This is a genomic window from Pseudoalteromonas sp. NC201 (assembly GCF_002850255.1).
Classification (GTDB): Bacteria; Pseudomonadota; Gammaproteobacteria; order Enterobacterales; family Alteromonadaceae; genus Pseudoalteromonas.
In genome coordinates, this window is record NZ_CP022522.1 from 13,630 (window position 1) to 32,500 (window position 18,871).

At 44.6% G+C, this 18,871-nt stretch carries 19 protein-coding genes (1 of these 19 cut by a window edge); 13 read left to right on the forward strand and 6 right to left on the reverse strand.

Features of this window, described 5'->3' with window-relative positions; all coding sequences use genetic code 11:
- Positions 1-219 precede the first annotated feature (219 nt).
- The 6 genes from PNC201_RS00055 to PNC201_RS00080 all read left to right on the forward strand — a co-directional run bounded on the left by PNC201_RS00055 (position 220) and on the right by PNC201_RS00080 (position 7,228).
- Positions 220-2,109: a transglycosylase SLT domain-containing protein gene (locus PNC201_RS00055; RefSeq protein ID WP_102055796.1), complete on the forward strand. Its 1,890-nt coding sequence runs from the start codon at positions 220-222 to the stop codon at positions 2,107-2,109.
- 94 nt (positions 2,110-2,203) lie between these two features.
- Positions 2,204-3,526 (forward strand): Xaa-Pro dipeptidase, encoded by a 1,323-nt coding sequence (gene pepQ, locus PNC201_RS00060; protein ID WP_010604170.1) that lies wholly within the window; start codon positions 2,204-2,206, stop codon positions 3,524-3,526.
- A gap of 67 nt (positions 3,527-3,593) precedes the next feature.
- Positions 3,594-4,211, forward strand: a complete 618-nt coding sequence (locus PNC201_RS00065; RefSeq protein WP_095729699.1) for a YigZ family protein — start codon at positions 3,594-3,596, stop codon at positions 4,209-4,211.
- A gap of 63 nt (positions 4,212-4,274) precedes the next feature.
- On the forward strand, positions 4,275-5,726 hold the full coding sequence (locus PNC201_RS00070; protein ID WP_010604172.1) for a TrkH family potassium uptake protein: 1,452 nt from the start codon (positions 4,275-4,277) through the stop codon (positions 5,724-5,726).
- 156 nt (positions 5,727-5,882) lie between these two features.
- Positions 5,883-6,416: a hypothetical protein gene (locus PNC201_RS00075; RefSeq protein ID WP_233525194.1), complete on the forward strand. Its 534-nt coding sequence runs from the start codon at positions 5,883-5,885 to the stop codon at positions 6,414-6,416.
- 128 nt (positions 6,417-6,544) lie between these two features.
- Positions 6,545-7,228 carry a flagellar brake domain-containing protein gene (locus tag PNC201_RS00080; RefSeq protein WP_010604174.1) on the forward strand — a complete coding sequence of 228 codons (684 nt, stop codon included), beginning with the start codon at positions 6,545-6,547 and terminating at the stop codon, positions 7,226-7,228.
- A 75-nt stretch (positions 7,229-7,303) separates the two neighbouring features.
- Here PNC201_RS00080 and trkA read toward each other — a convergent pair whose 3' ends face one another.
- From trkA to def, 4 genes are read right to left on the reverse strand one after another with little or no spacing between them, the layout of a single operon-like run.
- On the reverse strand, positions 7,304-8,680 hold the full coding sequence (gene trkA, locus PNC201_RS00085) for a Trk system potassium transporter TrkA (RefSeq protein WP_010604175.1): 1,377 nt from the start codon (positions 8,678-8,680) through the stop codon (positions 7,304-7,306).
- Positions 8,681-8,702: 22 nt separating this feature from the next.
- The gene (rsmB, locus tag PNC201_RS00090; RefSeq protein ID WP_102055797.1) at positions 8,703-9,986 is read right to left on the reverse strand and encodes a 16S rRNA (cytosine(967)-C(5))-methyltransferase RsmB; all 1,284 of its coding nucleotides are present in this window, start codon (positions 9,984-9,986) and stop codon (positions 8,703-8,705) included.
- On the reverse strand, positions 9,983-10,930 hold the full coding sequence (gene fmt, locus PNC201_RS00095; protein ID WP_102055798.1) for a methionyl-tRNA formyltransferase: 948 nt from the start codon (positions 10,928-10,930) through the stop codon (positions 9,983-9,985). Before fmt ends, rsmB begins: the two co-directional genes overlap by 4 nt.
- 33 nt (positions 10,931-10,963) lie before the next feature.
- Positions 10,964-11,476, reverse strand: a complete 513-nt coding sequence (gene def / locus PNC201_RS00100; protein ID WP_102055799.1) for a peptide deformylase — start codon at positions 11,474-11,476, stop codon at positions 10,964-10,966.
- Between the two features lie 117 nt (positions 11,477-11,593).
- Between def and PNC201_RS00105 the strand changes: the two genes are divergently transcribed.
- From PNC201_RS00105 to hemF, 6 genes are all read left to right on the forward strand, one after another.
- Positions 11,594-12,733: a LysM peptidoglycan-binding domain-containing protein gene (locus tag PNC201_RS00105; RefSeq protein ID WP_102055800.1), complete on the forward strand. Its 1,140-nt coding sequence runs from the start codon at positions 11,594-11,596 to the stop codon at positions 12,731-12,733.
- Between the two features lie 47 nt (positions 12,734-12,780).
- Positions 12,781-13,863, forward strand: coding sequence for a DNA-processing protein DprA (dprA, locus tag PNC201_RS00110; protein WP_102055801.1), 1,083 nt, complete (start codon positions 12,781-12,783; stop codon positions 13,861-13,863).
- A gap of 4 nt (positions 13,864-13,867) precedes the next feature.
- Complete coding sequence (locus tag PNC201_RS00115) at positions 13,868-14,341, forward strand: DUF494 family protein (RefSeq protein WP_010376797.1); 474 nt, start codon at positions 13,868-13,870, stop codon at positions 14,339-14,341.
- Between the two features lie 199 nt (positions 14,342-14,540).
- Positions 14,541-15,107, forward strand: a complete 567-nt coding sequence (locus PNC201_RS00120; protein WP_010604181.1) for a DNA topoisomerase family protein — start codon at positions 14,541-14,543, stop codon at positions 15,105-15,107.
- Positions 15,104-15,682 carry an L-threonylcarbamoyladenylate synthase gene (locus tag PNC201_RS00125; RefSeq protein ID WP_102055802.1) on the forward strand — a complete coding sequence of 193 codons (579 nt, stop codon included), beginning with the start codon at positions 15,104-15,106 and terminating at the stop codon, positions 15,680-15,682. Before PNC201_RS00120 ends, PNC201_RS00125 begins: the two co-directional genes overlap by 4 nt.
- An 8-nt stretch (positions 15,683-15,690) precedes the next feature.
- A complete protein-coding gene (hemF, locus tag PNC201_RS00130; RefSeq protein WP_102055803.1) occupies positions 15,691-16,602 on the forward strand; it encodes an oxygen-dependent coproporphyrinogen oxidase in 912 nt (303 codons plus the stop codon).
- A gap of 48 nt (positions 16,603-16,650) precedes the next feature.
- Here hemF and PNC201_RS00135 read toward each other — a convergent pair whose 3' ends face one another.
- On the reverse strand, positions 16,651-18,258 hold the full coding sequence (locus PNC201_RS00135; protein ID WP_010604184.1) for a methyl-accepting chemotaxis protein: 1,608 nt from the start codon (positions 18,256-18,258) through the stop codon (positions 16,651-16,653).
- 99 nt (positions 18,259-18,357) lie between these two features.
- Complete coding sequence (locus PNC201_RS00140; RefSeq protein ID WP_102055804.1) at positions 18,358-18,813, reverse strand: group II truncated hemoglobin; 456 nt, start codon at positions 18,811-18,813, stop codon at positions 18,358-18,360.
- Between the two features lie 29 nt (positions 18,814-18,842).
- Here PNC201_RS00140 and aroE point away from each other — a divergent pair, with 29 nt between their 5' ends.
- Positions 18,843-18,871 carry the start of a shikimate dehydrogenase gene (gene aroE / locus PNC201_RS00145; RefSeq protein ID WP_102055805.1) on the forward strand. The gene runs 784 nt beyond the window's last position, so 29 of the gene's 813 nt are visible here — the first part of the coding sequence; its start codon is at positions 18,843-18,845; its stop codon lies off the right edge, out of view.

Genomic DNA, 18,871 nt, shown 5'->3' on the forward strand with positions numbered 1-18,871 from the left:
TTGGCGGCAAATTGCAATGAAAAATTTACCGCACATTTACTGAAATACCTGAGTCGGTTTGCTATGGTGGCTTAACGCACCTCGCATTTAGTGTCATTTATGAGCATGCTCGCAAGTGACAAGCCGAGTTTTGGTCTTCAGCGCCATCTTTAGATAAGCATAATTTGGCTGTATTTCAATTTAGGTGTGTATTCTTTTGGCAGATAAAAAAGGGTTTGCATGACATATTGGTTACCCCGCTTAGCTGCAGGCAGCTTATGTATGGTGAGCTGGCTCTGTGCAGCCGATAGCACTCACGACGAATTTAAAGAGGCTGAGCGTGTCGCTTGGTCTGGTAATTATAATAATTTTAAAGCTGCAACAGCGCAGCTCGATCATCCACTTAAGCCATACGTTGAAATGGCATTTTACAAGCGTCACCCTAAACTCAAGTACCAGCAGGAAATTCAGCACTTTTTAACGGTATACGAACACACCCCATTAGAATGGCCTGTACGTTCAGCTTGGCTCGATTATTTAAAGCGGTATAAAAAGAAAGCACGATTCATCGAGTTCTATCGTGAAACCAGTGATGTTGAACTCAAGTGTACGTATTTGGTGTATCAGTTGGACTTGGGTGCACCGAAAAAAGCCATTCTTGATCAGGTAGCCGATATTTGGACGGTGGGAAAGTCTCAGCCCAGAGCTTGTGATGGTCTTTTTAACCAATGGCAAAAAGCGGGGTATAGAACGCCTGAGCTAGTCTGGCAGCGAATTTCTAATGCTGCACAATCTGGTCAAACGTCACTGCTAGACTATCTTGAGAAGCTGTTACCAAAAAATGAGGCATACCTTGCCGAGCTATATAAAAAGGTTCGCCAAGATCCGAGTGCCGCTGCCGGGCTTTATCGGTTTAGTAAACGTACTAAAAAAGAAGCCGAAATTGCGGTATATGGTATAAGACGCCTCGTTTGGCGCGATCCTGATTTAGCGCTGCGTGCCTGGCAGAAGATGCAGGATATGTTTACCTTTACTCAGCGGCAAAAGGATAGTGTTGCTTATCGTTTCGCTCTAGCGCTTGCGTCTAAAGGGCATGAAGACGCACGGTTTTGGCTTAATAAAGTGCCCAAATCGTTGCAGGACAGAAAGCTACTACAGTGGCTGATGAGTAACATGCTGAAAGAGCAAGATTGGGAAGGGATTTCGGCCTTATTCGTGGGTCACGAGCAACTAAGCAATGGTCAACAATACTGGCTTGCATATAGCCTCGCGAAGCGTGACGAGTTAGCTAAGGCTAACGAGATTTGGCAGCAATTAGCACAAGAGCGTGATTACTACGGTTTTTTGGCTGCTGCGCGTTTAGGATTACCAGTCTCACTGAATGAAGAGCCGTTAAATGTTGACCCCAGCATTGTCGAACGAGTATCTCATGCGCCTGGTTTTAAGCGAGCAAAGGCTTTATACGAACTGGAAAGGTATACTCAAGCACGTCGAGAGTGGAACTACCTTACTAACACCTCAAGCAAAGAGGAAAAGCTTGCAGCATCCATATTGGCTGCTGACTTTGATTGGTACGACAGCACTATTTTTACTCTTGCACAGATCAAAGCTTGGAATTACGTTGATTTGCGTTTCCCGATAGCGTTTAAAGAGCTGTTCACTAAATATAGTGAGCGTAATCGAGTCGATGTTGCATGGAGCATTGCGATTGCTCGCCGGGAAAGCTCTTTCGCACCGGATGCACGCTCGAGTGCGGATGCTCACGGTTTAATGCAGCTGCTGCCAAGCACTGCCAAATACGTCAACAACCGCAAACGCGTGGCAAAAAATCGCCTATATCATCCGGCCACAAACATTCGCTTGGGGACCAGTTATTTAGAGTATTTGAAGCGTAAAAATGCTGGAAATGAGGTTTTGGCGACAGCATCGTACAACGCGGGTTATCATAGAATTAAGCGTTGGCTGCCGTCAGAGGCTATGCCTGCTGAGCTTTGGATTGAGCTGATCCCGTACCGAGAAACACGTGACTACGTAAAAAATGTGATGGCATATCGACAGGTTTACCATACCCGCCTTGGTCGTGATGGCAACATATTGGCAAGTATCTTGGATATGAAAATTGTGAAATAACCGCACATGGCTGGTGCTTAGACTCAGTTCGTCGTTTTTAGGTAGCAGCTATGATAGACTCGATAGTATGTGAATTTTTGAAAATGGGTACACCATGGATAAGTTAGCAAATTTATACGCAGAGCACATTGCCACGTTGCAACAGCGTACAAGAACGATAGTAGAACGAGAAGGACTGGATGGACTTGTGATCCATTCGGGGCAAGCAAAGCGTCAATTCCTTGATGATATGTACTATCCGTTTAAAGTTAACCCGCAATTTAAAGCTTGGTTGCCTGTTATCGATAATCCGCATTGCTGGATTGTGGTTAATGGCAGTGACAAGCCGAAACTCATTTTTTATCGTCCGGTTGATTTTTGGCATAAAGTGCCTGACGAGCCGAGAGATTTTTGGGCAGAGTATTTTGATATTCAACTGCTGGTTAAGCCAGATCAGGTTGAACAGTTACTGCCATACGACAAAGCAAACTATGCCTATATCGGTGAATATTTAGAGGTTGCACAAGCGCTTGGCTTTACTCAAGTGAATCCAGAGCCGGTGATGAACTTCTTGCATTATCATCGTGCATATAAAACTCAGTATGAAATGGCATGTTTACGTGAAGCAAGCCGTCTTGGCGTGCTTGGCCACATGGCGGCGCGCGATGCCTTCTTTGCTGGTGGTTCCGAGTTTGAAATTCAACAAGCTTATCTTAATGCAACTCAGCATATGGAAAACGATACGCCATATGGCAATATTGTCGCCTTGAATGAAAATTGTGCGATTTTGCACTATACCCATTTTGAGCGTAAAGCACCGAGTAAGCACTTATCATTTTTGATTGATGCCGGTGCAAACTTTAACGGTTATGCGTCAGATATTACCCGTACTTATGATTTTGCTAAACAAGGTGAGTTTGCCGAGTTGGTGAAAGTCATGAACGATCACCAAATTGAATTGGGCAAAGCATTACAACCGGGCAAACTATACGGTGAGCTGCATATCGATTGTCATAATCGTGTGGCGCAAGTGTTGAGTGACTTTGGTATTGTTAAGCTTGGTGCTCAGGCCATCGTCGAGAAGGGGATTTCTTCCACTTTCTTCCCTCATGGTCTCGGTCACCATATTGGTCTACAGGTACATGATATGGGCGGATTCATGGCTGATGAAGCCGGCACGCACCAAGCACCGCCTGAAGGTCACCCGTTCTTGCGTTGTACTCGTAAGATAGAGGCTAATCAGGTGTTCACTATTGAGCCTGGGTTGTACTTCATCGATTCATTGTTGGAAGACTTGGCGCAAACAGAAAACAAACAGTATATCAATTGGGATAAGGTTGATGCACTGAAGCCTTACGGTGGTATCCGTATTGAAGATAACATCATTGTGCATGAAGATAGACTAGAAAATATGACGCGAGATTTCGGTCTCGAGTAAGCTGACTTCTAGCGCTAAAAGTAAGTATATTTGGGGGCCGATTGGCTCCCTTTTAGTTTGGAACATTATGTCTGAATATTTCATTCCGAGTGAATCAATTAGTCATCATGAGGAAATTAAGAAAAGCACGTTTATCGTACATTTGGCCCACACGCCAACCATCGAAGATGCTAAAGCGTTTATTAAGCAGATTAATGACGCGTATCCTGATGCACGGCACAATTGTTGGGCACACATCGCAGGGGCACCAGGTGGCAGCCATGTGTTAGGGTTTTCTGATGATGGTGAGCCTAACGGGACCGCTGGTAAGCCAATGCTCAATGTGCTAATGGGATCAGGGATTGGTGAAATAACCGCGGTGACGACGCGTTATTTTGGCGGTATAAAACTTGGCACCGGGGGGTTGGTTAGAGCTTATGGTGGCACGCTTAATAACGCACTAGCACAGCTAAGCACGACTAAAAAAGTACCGGCTTCTATTATTGTTGGCCACAGTGATTACCATCTTCAAGGTGTGATAGAGCAGCTATTACAAAGCCAGTTTACAGTGCTAAATTTAGATAAAGAATACACGGCTAATATTACCTGGCAAATAGCAGTAGATAGTCGTGAAACACAACAAATCATTGATGCTATTTATGAATTAACCAATGGTGTTGTATTATTTAAGCAACTCAAGGAGTAGGTTCTACTTCTTTACATTCACTAATTAACCTCTGGTTAAATAACAAAAAGCGCAGCGTACAAAATGCAATTTCGTACCATAATAAAAATACTCGGGCAGTTAGTCGCTCTATTTAGTATCACTATGGTGCCACCAGCCATTGTATCTTTGATATACAAAGATGGTGGTGGTGTACCTTTTGTTTTAGCTTTCATTTTTAGTGTGCTGATGGGTTTGTTTGCGTACTACCCAAACCGCAAGGAAAACGGCGATCTTAAAGCCAGAGAGGGCTTCTTAATCGTTGTTTTATTCTGGTTGGTACTGGGATCGTTTGCATCATTGCCGCTCATTTTCTTAGATAAACCGAATCTATCTTTAGCAGATGCCGTGTTTGAAGCTTTTTCTGGGCTGACAACTACTGGGGCTACGGTATTGACGGGTATAGAACATTTACCCAAAGCGGTATTATTCTATCGCCAGCAGTTGCAGTGGCTTGGTGGTATGGGGATCATCGTATTGGCCGTAGCCGTTCTTCCTATGCTTGGGGTTGGTGGCATGCAGTTATATCGTGCCGAAACACCAGGTCCAGTTAAAGACTCAAAGATGACACCGCGCATTGCCGATACCGCCAAGCACCTTTGGTATATCTATGTGTCTCTAACGGCAGCTTGTACGCTGGCTTACTGGATAGCAGGAATGAATTGGTTTGATGCTATCTGTCATGCGTTTGCTACGATAGCTATCGGTGGCTTCTCGACTTATGACGCTTCTATGGGCTACTTCGATAACCCGCTCATTAACGTTATTTGCGTCATCTTCTTGCTGATTGCTGCCATTAACTTCTCGCTACATTATGCTGCTGTGTCGAGCCGCAATATTAAAGCCTATTTGCGAGATCCTGAGTTTAAAGTCTTTCTATTTATCCAGTTAGCGTTGGTAGTGATTTGTTTTGCGGTATTATCGTCAAGCAATGTCTATGAAACGGGTGATGAAACCTTAGATCAAGCGATGTTTCAGGCTGTGTCAATTAGTACGACTGCAGGGTTTGCGACCGATAGCTTCTCAACGTGGCCGCTGTTTCTACCTATTCTCTTGATTTTCTCTAGCTTCATTGGTGGCTGTGCTGGTTCTACAGGTGGTGGGATGAAGGTTGTGCGTGTCTTCTTACTCTATTTACAGGGGATCCGCGAGCTTAATCGTTTAGTGCATCCACGCGCTATTTACTCGATAAAATTAGGCCGCAAGGCATTGCCTGATAAAGTGGTGGAAGCAGTGTGGGGGTTCTTCTCGGCTTATGCGCTGGTGTTTGTGATTATTATGATTGCATTACTGGGGACGGGACTCGATAATATTACTGCATTTTCAGCAACTGCGGCCTGTCTAAATAACTTGGGCCCAGGATTGGGAAGTGTTGCAGCGCACTACGGCGACATTAGCGATGCAGCAAAGTGGATCCTTACTCTTGCTATGGTCTTTGGCCGCTTAGAGATCTTCACGTTGTTAGTCTTATTTACTCCTACCTTCTGGCGTGGGTAACTGTGCTTAAGTTGTGGGCTCTTTTGCTAGGAGCCTACAACTGACAGTACCACTACCTTGTTTCTGCCCTTTGTGACAAGTTGTCATCTTCCTTTTGAACTTCGCAAAGAAAAAGTTAATAAAAATTTCAAAAACTCGGATTTTCGGGGTTTTCAAGTGTCAGTATTTTTACAACGATTTAACTTGGAGGCGACGATATTGCTTGCCACACGCTTTTCAGATAAAGGGTTTAAAGTGATTGAGGGATTTGCTGCTAGCCATGAGCAGGACTTGGGTATGCAGCTTATAGAACGAAGCGTAATACAGTTAAATAGCTTAATCGATGAGGTCGGTTACTTGCAACATAACCAGCCCACATTAGGTAGTGCTCAATCATATGACTTGTTTCATCAAATTGGCTGTGAGAGTGGTATACGGTTTGTTGTTCAAGTGATTTCAGAAAATGAGCTCTGGCAAAAGCGCCAAATACCAGCGATTGTCGATGACTTCGAGACGGAGGGAGCAGGCTGCTTATTCAAACATGATGTCTCGGGTATATTATTTGTTGCTAAGCGTAACAGCGAACCTATGATGTTGTTTATTGAGGATAACGAGCTTGGTATGCCACAAAGTTCGCTTGAGGTACAAAGTAAAATGATGACGTTAAGAGATGGTGCGATAATATTAAAAAGCCATTTTTTAGTCAAATAGATGGATCTTTGCTAGATATTGCTGATGGTCGGGGAGTTGTAATTAATCTGAATTCAGTTTTAAATGGCCTTCCGCTAAAACTGCTACAATAAAAAAGTAGTAGAGTGAACTCAGGAAGGGTTGGATCCATGTTAAAAACTCAAGAGGTTGGGCAAGAAACTTTGCTCACCGCAATCAGCGCTGGAAGTATTGTTGATTTAGAAATTTGTTTACCGGCAAATAGTAAAAGAATAAAAACAGAATATGTCGGTATGCTACAAGGGGCGTTTTTAATTCTTAACCATCCCAACCCTAAGCGATTAGGCGCGGCGCTGGACTTTGTTATGGAAGGGACTTCGGTTATCGTTCGGGCTTTGCTCGAAAATGGTGATGGCCAAGTCATTGCATTCAAATCGCAAATCAAAGCGGTTTCAGTCCATCCCGCGCGGCTTATTTTTCTCTATTTACCCGAAAAGGTACAAACATACAAACTCCGCTCGCAAAACCGGGTGCCAACCTTAATCCCCGCTAAGTTTCACTGTCATGGCAGCAAAGATGTTGGGGTAATAAAGGACATCTCACTTGCTGGTTTACAGCTCGACTTAACGTCAATTGATGCTGAACATATGGAAGAAGGTTTAAAGTGCGAAGTGTTTATCGAAGGTAAAGAAGGGAATCAGATCTCGCTAGAAGGGGATATTCGGCGTATAAAAAGTCATGAGCAAATCGTCTCTCTAGGCATTCACTTAACCTCAGAACCAGAAATAATCCGCAGCGTATTAAAAGACTATTTAATCGATTTATCTATTTTTCAAGACCAACAAGATACCTAGTGAGTACGGCGCTTTACACCATTTAAATGAGATAATTCACCCTTTAAATTGATTGGAGAATTAACTCAATTGGCATTAAACGAATAAAGCGCTTACCTGGAAGAGTTTTTCCACAACACCGATTTGCTTTTTATCGATTAGGAACATGATCACATGGTCGCCAGAGAGAATTATAGTATCGTCATGTGCGATCAGTACATCTTCATCACGGACAATGGCACCGATAGTCGCACCCGGCGGTAATTTGATATCGCGAATAGCACGACCGACAACCTTAGAGGTGTTTTCATCGCCATGTGCTACAGCTTCAATGGCCTCTGCAGCACCTTTACGCAATGAATAAACGTTAACGATATCTCCACGACGAACATGGGTGAGTAGCGCTGATATAGTCGCTTGCTGTGGTGAGATGGCAATATCAATGTCGCCACCTTGCACGAGGTCGACATAGGCACCACGTTGAATAAGCGCCATGGTCTTTTGTACGCCCATACGTTTTGCAAGCATCGCAGCCATAATATTGGCTTCGTCGTCATTCGTCACCGCGATGAACACGTCTACTTGCTCTATATGTTCTTCTGATAGCAGTTCTTGGTCTGAGGCATCGCCACAAAAAACTACTGTATTATCAAGCGTTTCAGATAGTTGTGTGGCACGAGCTTGATTGCGTTCAATAAGCTTGACGCTATGGTTCTTGTCTAATGAACTTGCCAATCCCGCACCTATGTTACCGCCACCGGCAATCATAATTTTCTTGTAAGAGCGTTCGAGCTTTTGTAGCTCGTTCATGACCGCACGAATATGCTTGGTTGCGGCGATAAAGAAGACTTCATCATCGGCTTCAATTACGGTGGTGCCGAGTGGCTTGATGGCTTTGCCTTGGCGATAAATAGCGGCAACGCGGGTGTCGACGTTTGGAATATGCTCTTTTAATGCAGAAAGTGCATAGCCAACGAGTAAACCGCCGTAATAAGCTTTAACCGCCACGAGTGACAGCATGCCCTCTGCAAATTGCAACACCTGCAAAGCGCCTGGGTAATCTATTAGCCTGCGGATATATTGCGTTACTAGCTGCTCCGGTGCGATGTAATGGTCGACCGGTAGGTCGTCATTGTGAAACAGCTTTTCTTTGTACTTTAAGTATTGCTCAGAGCGGATCCGCGCAATTTTGGTCGGCGTATTGAAAATACTATAGGCAACCTGGCACGCAACCATATTAACCTCATCCGAGCTGGTTACGGCGATTATCATGTCGGCGTCCTCAGCACCTGCTTGACGTAAGATCTCAGGGTGAGCACTGTGGCCAGTGACTCCCTGTAGATCGTATTTGTCTTGCAGCTCTCTTAAGCGCTCGCCATCGATGTCGACAACGGTAATTTCATTTTCTTCACCGACGAGGTTTTCTGCCAGTGTCCCGCCGACTTGGCCGGCGCCTAAGATGATGATTTTCATATTGGTTACGGTCGATTTTCTATTATTGTTTTGTCAACTTTGCGTAGTAAAACCCATCACTCAATCCGGGTAATAGCTGCAAGCCTGGTTGTGTTTGTGTGTCTGCATCATGCAAAGGTACAAGCGTTGCATCAGAGGTCGCAGAAAGAAAGCGTGCGATCTGTTGCTGGTTCTCTTGTGGTAGTACCGAGCAGGTAGCATAAACTAGTGTGCCACCGGGCTTAAGCAATGGCCAGATTTTATCAATAATTTGTGCCTGTAACGTCACCAAGTTATCAATATCAGAAGCACGTCTTAGCCATTTGATGTCCGGGTGTCTTCTAATAACACCAGTTGCAGAGCAAGGTACATCCAATAAGATGCGATCATATTGCTCGCCATCCCACCATGCTTCGGGGTCACTTGCATCGCCCTCAAGGCATTTGGCCGACAATCCGATCCGCTCAAGGTTTTGCTCCACACGTAGCAAGCGATCACCATCAGCATCAATTGCAGTCACTTTGGCATCTGCCAACTCCAAAATATGACAAGTCTTACCGCCAGGGGCGGCACAAGCATCAAGGATATTTTCACCTGCTTGTGGTGCTAATAATCTCGCGGCTTTTTGGGCAGCGGCGTCTTGCACTGAGCAAGCGCCAGCAGCAAATTGTGGTAGTGCGTAAACGTCGATTGGGCTATCAAGTAAGATCCCGTCAGGGTATTCGCTATGAAGCTGATAGGCTACCCCTTCTTGGTCTAGCAGAGCTGCATAATCGGCAGTAGAGAATTGCGATTGGTTAACACGCAGCCACATTGGTGCTTGTTGTTGGTTCGCTTCTAAAATAGCTTGCCATTGAGTTGGGTAAGCTGCTTTTAGTTGATTGATAAACCAGCCTGGGTGGTTGTATAAACAAGCTGGGATTTCGGCAGCGCTGGTTTCTAATTCGACCTGATGACGTTGGAAGCTGCGTAAAATTGCATTAACTAAGCCTTTCATGCCGGGCGCTCTTAGTGGCGTAAGTGCGTTTACCGTTTCGGCTACTGCAGCATGAGCTGGTACACGCATATGTTGCAGTTGGTAAATACCCACATACAGCAAAAACTGGAAAACACGGCGCTTACCTTTAAGTGGTTGCTCAAGTAATTGCTGGCAATAATGTTCAAGCGAAGGCAAGTACCTTAATACGCCATAGCAAATTTGCTGTAGCAAGGCTTTGTCTTTACCGTCTAACTGGCTGGTGGCAAGTGGTAATTGAGCACTTAACGATGCGCCTTTATCGACGACTTGAAATAGGGTTTGGGCGGCAAGTGCGCGAACATTACTCACGCTTCACCAACCTTAGCACCAATTGCTACCCAGTCAGCTCGACCATTCAAAAAGTCTTGTGCAGACATGGGCTTTTTACCTTGTGGTTGCAAGGTTTGAATTTCTAATGACTGTGTGCCACAGGCAATTACAATACCGTGCTTGTCCGCACGTAGCACATGTCCTGCATCACCTTGTTCGTCAACTACCTTCGCTTGCCAAATCTTGACGCTGTTACCCGCCATATTGGTAAAGCAAACCGGCCATGGATTAAATGCGCGGATGTTACGTTCAATTTGCGCGGCTTCCATCAGCCAGTCAATCTCGGCTTCTTCTTTGCTTAGCTTCTTAGCATAATTCGCTAGTGTATCGTCTTGCTTTTCTGGCGTGATTTCGCCCGCAGATAAGCGTGCTAGCGTATCGATCAGTGCATCAGGGCCAAGTTCAGCAAGCTTGTTGTAGAGATCTGCACTGGTATCAGTAGCTGTAATAGGGCAGCGGGCGATGTGCAACATATCACCGGTATCTAGGCCCTCATCCATTTGCATGATGGTTACGCCAGTTTCATTGTCGCCAGCCCAAATAGCACGCTGAATAGGCGCTGCGCCTCGCCATCGTGGTAAAATTGAGCCATGAACATTCAGGCACCCAAGTCTAGGAGTATCTAAAATAGTTTTTGGTAATAATACTCCGTAGGCAACAACAATCATGACATCGGCATCAAGCGCGGCTAGCTCTGCCTGTGCGTCCGATGTTTTTAATGATTGCGGTTGTAGCACTGGCAGGTTGTGTTCTTGTGCTAATACTTTTACTTCACATGCTTTGAGCTTTTTACCACGTCCAGCTGGACGGTCGGGTGGGCAGTACACTGCCACGACGTCATGTTGTGATTGAATAAGTGCGTCAAGGTGGCGCGCTGCAAAATCAGGCGTGCCTGCGAAAACGATACGCAAAGGATTACTCACGAAATACCCTAAAATCAGTTGGTTGGAGATTGGTTAAGCTTGCTTTGCAGCGAACTTAGCTTCTTTTTCAAGCTTCTTACGAATACGGTCACGTTTAAGTGGTGATAGGTAATCGATAAATAGCTTACCAACTAAGTGGTCTAATTCGTGTTGAATACAAACGGCAAGCAAACCATCAGCGTCCAGCTCATATGTTTCACCACGTTCGTTCGTTGCCTTTACCGTGACCGTTTCAGCGCGATCTACTTTTGCGTATGAATATGGTACTGACAAGCAGCCTTCTTCGCTCACTGTAGTACCATCGCGTTTGGTTATTTCTGGGTTGATTAATACGCGTGGCTCATCGCGCTCTTCAGAAACGTCAATAACGACGATACGCTGATGAATATCAACTTGCGTAGCCGCAAGGCCGATACCATTTTCATCATACATTGTTTCCAGCATGTCTTTAACTATTTGACGTACTTCGTCATTAACCTCTGCTACAGGCTGTGCAACAGTGCGTAAACGCTCGTCTGGAAACTTTAAAACTTCTAATATAGCCATGATTACCCTAAATCAATTTATCGTGTAAGCTAGTGTATGGTCTTATTTTAGCCATTCAAGTTCCCCTTTAACAGGTTTTGGTGGATAATAACCAAAAATAACCACAAGGAAGCCATCATGAAATATCCGATTGCTGCATTAATACTCGCTAGCTGCTCTGTTTTCTCTGTGAAAGCGGACACTTTGGCTGTAAAAGCAGATGCACCACAGCGTTATGTGGTGAAAAAAGGCGATACCTTGTGGGATATTTCAAAAATGTACCTACGTTCTCCATGGAAGTGGAAGCAATTGTGGCAGTGGAATCCTAGTATTCAAAACCCAGATCTGATTTATCCAGGAGACAGTCTTAAGCTACTTTACGATGAAAATGGCAATCCAATACTGGTGTTAGACAAAGGTGTGAAGAAGCTGTCACCGCATACACGTATTGTTAACCAAAAAGTGGCTGCTATTCCTACCTTGCCACTACCCATCATGGAACCGTTTTTGCGTTTTGAGCAAGCACTTTCTGAGTCGGAGTTTTCTGATAGCCCAATTGTACTGGGAGCTAATCGAAATATTAAAAATGCGACTCCGGGTCATCTTTTGTATGTTAAAGCTGATTTAGTAAAAGGTGGGCACTATGCCATCTATCGTCGCGGTGAAATCTATCGTGCAATAGACAGCCAACAATTGCTTGGCTTGGAAGCTGTGTTAGTTGGTTCTGGCCACGTGGTTGAGCAAGGTGACCTAGCTGCGGGGCGTCCGGCAAAGCTACAGTTAGAGGTTGCCAAACAAGAGGTTAGAGCTGGGGATATTGTACTACCCATATCTACCGGACAAAGCTTTCCGGCACAGTTTTCTATGTCTCGTCCTGAGGAGCAAACTTTGGGCCGTATTATTGCGAGCGATAATAAGCTCAGAGAGTTTAGTACCATGAGTGTTGTGGTACTAGATGTGGGTAGTAAAGCACGGCTAAAAGAGGGACATGTCCTTGATATTATAAGGCAATCACCTACAGTTATAGAAAGTCAACACGGTCCGCGCTATATTGAAGATGCATCACGACTTGACAAACTGATCACCGAAATGGGATCTTGGTTTGGTGAGGGAAACGATGACGATAGCGTGGTATGGCATATGCCAAAGGAAAAAGTCGGTGAGCTGATGGTCTTTAAAGTGTATGAAGACTTAAGCTACGCTATGGTTGTTGAAACTTCGGAGCCGATCCGCGTTGGTGATCATGTACAAGCATTCAAGGAAACTGCCAGTAACTAGGTGGTAGAATTTCTCCTTGAGTGAGTCAGTAAACTCAAGGAGAGAGTATGAAACAAGCTAAACTAGCTCAAGCTTTGGCATTAACCCTTTGCCAAGGGCTGGGTATCAAAACCATCACTGCATTACTTAATCACGTCTCCCTTGCGCAATTATTCACATTAAGCCAAGTTGAGCTTTGTCAGCTTGGGCTACAAGAAAATGTTGCTGCCAATTTAGCGAGCACAGATTGGTCTCGTATCGAGCACATATTGGCTTATTGTCAATGTCAGCAAATTCATGTTGTATCTTTGTTTTCTCCTGAGTACTCCGAGCAACTAAAAGAGATCTGTAACCCTCCCTTAGTGCTCTTTTGCAGAGGGAATATTGCGTTATTAAAACAACCACAAATTGCGGTTGTCGGTAGTCGTAGTTCAACGAGAACTGGGCTTGGGCTTGCACATGAATTTGCACAGGGCTTAAGTCGCTCGGGGTTGGTGGTGACGTCGGGTATGGCGAGAGGGATTGATGGCGCAGCGCACCAAGGTGCACTTGATGTTCAAGGAGGAACCATTGCCGTGCTAGGGACAGGCGTTGATGTTGTTTACCCCAAACGCCATCAACGGCTTTATGAAGACATCGTGCAGCATGGTTTGGTGGTGAGTGAATTCTTACCAAATACTCAAGCAAATAGTAATCACTTTCCGCGGCGTAATCGCATAATCTCGGGTTTATCTTTGGGTGTTTTGTTGGTTGAAGCCGAAGTAAAAAGTGGCTCGCTGATTACCGCACGCTATGCACTGGAGCAAAACAAAGAAGTGTTTGCGATCCCTGGCTCAATTAAAAACCGATTAAGTAGCGGTTGTCATTACTTGATTAAGCAAGGGGCAAAACTCACCGAAAATATTGAGGATATTTTGGAAGAAGTGAGCTTTTTTTGTGAAAACAGTCTATATAGTATAGAAATAGGGGAGCAAAAAGAGGAGCAATGTCCCGTATTAGAAAACCTTGGCTTTGAGGTGACGTCAGTCGACACTTTAACGCAAAGGACCCAGTGGCCAGTAGAGCAGGTGATTGCCAGACTATTGGACCTAGAACTCGAAGATAAAGTAGAGCGTGTACTCGACGGCTACATAAAACTCGCGAGGGGTTAAGAAGATGTTTGATATTTTAATGTATTTATTTGAGAACTATATTCACAGTGAGGCAGAAATCTTTGTCGAACAAAACGAACTCACCGATGAACTCCTTCGCGCCGGCTTTAATCAAGGCGAAATATACAAAGCACTTGATTGGCTTGAGCAACTTGCAGATTTACAACACAGTGACGAAAACCCCTATTTAAATGCTAAACCGGACCATGCGACACGGATCTACACCGACAGCGAATGCAATATGCTAGACGTTGAAAGCCGTGGTTTTTTAATGTTTGTGGAACAAGTCGGAGTGATTGACAGTACCACCAGAGAAATGGTGATGGATCGCTTATTCGCGTTGGATAAAACCTATATCAGCCTAGATGATTTAAAGTGGGTGATACTAATGGTGCTATTTAATGTGCCGGGTAAAGAACATGCTTATGCGCAGATGGAAGATCTGATTTTTACCGAGCCTGCATCTGTAGTTCATTAACTCTGCTCTAGCATGACAAGTTTCCTTCGGTAAGTTGAGGTCTTGACCTCAGCTTACCGCCTTTCAAATAATGGTTACTACTTAGTTGAAAACGCTGATATCAAATACTTGCAAGGGGGAATTTCCATCATTTCCTTGACCCTAAAAACGAGGCGATTATATTAGGCGCATATTTGCACAAGGGGGCGGTGGTAAAGCGATGAGTAAAATAGACCATGCATTATTTAATGCAGACAAACATGCATTAGAAAAAGAGTATGAAGTATGTCCAGAATGTGGCTCTGAGCTGGTAATCAAAAACAGTAAAAATGGTCCATTTATTGGCTGCGCTAGCTACCCGACTTGTGATTATATTCGCCCGCTCGCACATCATGATAGCCATGTAATTAAAGTACTAGAAGATGTGGCTTGTCCTGAATGTGGCAAAGATCTAGTGATAAAAAATGGCCGCTACGGCATGTTTATTGGCTGTACTGGGTATCCTGATTGCCACTATATTGGTCATGAAGATGCGCCACCCACAGCGGCGTTGCCTGCGTGTCCAAAATGCCAAAAAGGCAACCTAATTCAGCGTAAAAATAAGTTTGGTAAACACTTTTATAGCTGTGACACTTACCCAAGTTGTAAGTATACCTTGAACGCCAAGCCTGTAGAGCAGGCTTGTCCTGAGTGTCATTGGCCCGTGCTGGTGGAGAAAACCCGAGCGGGTAAAGCTGTGCTACAATGCCCGCAGAAATCATGTCAAAAGATAGTGGAAATACCGTGAGTAATGACAATAAAGCGGATGCTGCGACAATAACAACGCCCGAGTCGGCACTTCAAGCTGGCAAAGTGATCTGTTATCCAACGGAAGCCATTTATGGTTTAGGTTGTGATCCTGATAACCAAGATGCGGTCACTAAGTTGCTAACAATCAAATCTCGACCCATAGAAAAAGGGTTAATCTTAATTGCCGACAATTATGGTCAATGTTTGCCCTACGTGGATGACAATAAAATCCTGATGGATAAGCGCGCTGATATTTTTTCGTCATGGCCAGGCGCCATTACTTGGTTATTGCCAGCGAAAGCCAGTACGCCGCATTGGTTAACAGGGGGACACGACACTATCGCTATTCGTGTTACTAGCCATCCCATTGTAAAGCAGTTGTGTCAACGTTTTGGTAAGCCGATTGTATCTACCAGTGCCAATGTAACGGGTCAAACTCCAGTTGTTTCGTTGTCGGAAGCTCGTAGCCAGTTTGGCTCGCAAGTTGGCTATTATGTTGAAGGTGAGTTAGGCGGTAATACGACCCCAAGCGTCATTAAAAATGCAATGACTGGCCAAGTGATCCGAGGATAAAAAGTACCATGAGTAAAATAAACCTAGAGACCGTAAAAGCCTTTTTATTACAACTACAAGATAATATCTGCCAAGGCTTAGAGGCTGCCGATGGTAACGCTCAGTTTGTTGAAGATGCCTGGGAGCGTGCTGAAGGTGGTGGCGGTCGCACTCGCGTGATCCGTAATGGCGATGTTATTGAGCAAGGCGGGGTAAACTATTCACATGTTTTTGGCGCTTCCATGCCAGCCTCAGCGACGGCGCACCGTCCAGAGTTAGCAGGCAGAAGCTTCCATGCCTGTGGGGTATCTTTAGTGATCCACCCGAAAAATCCCAATATTCCAACTAGCCACGCCAATGTGCGTTTTTTCATTGCTGAAAGAGAAGGTGAAGAGCCGATTTGGTGGTTTGGTGGCGGTTTTGATTTAACCCCATTTTATCCAGTTCTTGAGGATGTGAAGCACTGGCACCAAGTTGCAAAGGATTTGTGCGCACCATTTGGTGACGCGGTATACGGTGACTACAAAAAGTGGTGTGATGAATATTTCTATTTAAAACATCGAGATGAGACTCGAGGTGTGGGTGGTTTATTCTTTGATGACTTAAATCAATGGGGCTTTGAAAAGAGCTTTGCATTTATGCAAGCTGTTGGTAATGGCTTCCTTGATGCTTATCTACCTATTATTGAAAAACGCAAAGATACACCGTATAGCGAACAAGAGCGTCAATTCCAGCTATATCGCCGAGGCCGTTACGTTGAATTTAATCTGGTATGGGATAGAGGCACATTGTTTGGTCTACAAACAGGTGGACGTACCGAGTCTATTTTAATGTCGATGCCACCATTGGCACGCTGGGAGTATGACTTCCAGCCAGAGCCAGGATCGAAAGAAGCTGAGCTGTATAATTATCTTACGCCAAAGAATTGGTTGGCGATGTAATAGAGTAAAAAAGGAGCCTCTGCTCCTTTTTTACTCTTAGCGGTTCACTTAGTTTAATTTAAATCCGCGCACTTGCTCATCCAAATCGCGCGCAAGGGTGAGCAACTCTTCACTGATCTGTTTTGAGCCATGGGCATCAACTAGCGAGCGCTCAGCATTATCGCTAATCGCCACTACGCTACGATTGATTTCTTCAGCAGCCAAGTTTTGTTGCTCAGTGGCATCGGCAATTTGTAGGTTTAAGGCATTAATTTCGTGCATCTGTGTCGAGATGTCTTTAAGCGCTTGTGCCACTTTCTTGACCTGATGTGCGCGGTCATCCGCTTCTTCGCAAGAAGCACTCATTGCTGCCACGGTTTGCTGTGCCTCGGACTGTAGTTTATCGATAGTACGTTTGATTTCATCGGTTGAGTCATGTGTTCGTGTCGCAAGTGTTCTGACTTCGTCCGCAACAACCGCAAACCCTCTTCCTGCTTCTCCGGCTCGTGCGGCCTCTATTGCTGCATTGAGCGCTAAGAGATTGGTTTGCTCCGCGATACTACTGATCACTTCGAGTACTTTACCCACTTCTAGTGTTTGTGCTTGAAGCTGAGAAACTTGTTCTGCAGCTAGCCTTACATCTTGTGCTAATTGGTTGATACTTTGCTCAGTATGATTAGCAACAGCCATGCTTTCCTCTGCGAGGTGATTGCTGCTATCAGACTTTTCTGATGCAAAGTGGGTGGTATTTTTTACTTCACTTGAAGAGCTTTCAAGCTCGTTAATTGCGGCTGCAACAGAGTCCGTCCCTTGTTTTTGCTCTTGAATGGCCAGCTCGGTAGTTTCCGCTGAAGCATATATAGATTCTGCTGAGTGAATAAGTATTTTTGAAGAGTTGGATAACTGCGCAATATTGTCTTTAAAGCTATCCATCATTTTATTGAAGTTAATCGCCAAACGTCCAAGCTCGTCATCGACTTGGTCGTCTATTCGTAATGATAAGTCTTTGTTCGTCGTTGCGAGGCGCATGGTCCGGCCTAGCGTTTTTAGTCGTACTATAAAGAGCTTCCTGAAAAGTACGCCTAAAATTACAAAGGTGGTAATAAAGATAGCTGAGAGAAGCGCAGTGCTAAACCACGTATTAGTGTGTACCGTATTATCAATATCATCCAAAGAGTAGCTGATCCGCACAACGCCGAGCACATCGCCTTCCTTTGCCTGATGACAACCTAAGCAATTTGTTCCTTTATAGCTTTCTTTGGCCACCATCGGCTTTAAATAAGTCATGATGCGACTACCGTCGCGTTGTTCAATAACTAAGGTCTCTTTTCCGTTCAACGCATCAAATTCAGCCTCAGAGTTAGGTGCTTGATTTGCATTACCTGGACCGTAAAGCTTATTAACTTGCTCGGAGCGGATAATATGCGCATCTTCGATATTTGGATGATTGCGAATTTTATCACTCAGAATTTCACGGTTTGCCATGGTGCCGGTCAGCATCATAGTATTGATAGAGTCAAAGTAATTATCTGCCAGTAGCTTAATATTACTTTCGACGGTTTCTTCAGCGAGCGTCTTTTGTTGACTGCTGCTACTAAGGATACTGGCAATCAAGACGAGCACGCCCGTCACTGCCAGTAACGCATAAATTTTATGTTGAATAGATTTCACACGCATCGCACCTGTACACAATTAGAACAGTGATTATGCATCTCTACTCAAGAACGGGATTTGACCTAGCGCAAAATAGCCGTGTAATTTTAATTAACTAATACTTTAGTCTTGTTCTTGATTAATCATATGTGTCGCAAGCTGAGCGAGGGACTGCCTTAATCCTTCTCTTAATAATGGGTTTCCTACCTCTAAGTCTAATGCTTTATTCATGCAGTGCATCCACTGATCCCGTAAATCTTGGTCGATAGGGAAAGGCATGTGGCGCATTCTTAGGCGTGGGTGACCATATTTCTCTGCAAATAAATCGGGCCCGCCTAACCAACCAGAAAGAAATTCAAAAAATACCTGTCTGATCCTATCTAATGGTTGTGGATGCATATCGTAAAGCGGCTTTGCATAGGGGTCGGTTGCCATAATATCGTAAAAACGGTTAGCAAGATCGCGGGCGCCTTGTTCTCCACCAATGATTTCATAAGGTGTTTTTTCTGGAGTGGGGGCACTATTTGTTTGTTCTACGGTTGCATCTTTATTAAAGATACGTTTAATTAACTGCTTCATAATGACTCTTTCAAGGCGCTCTTATAACGATGGACAAATACGCGGTATTCGGTAATCC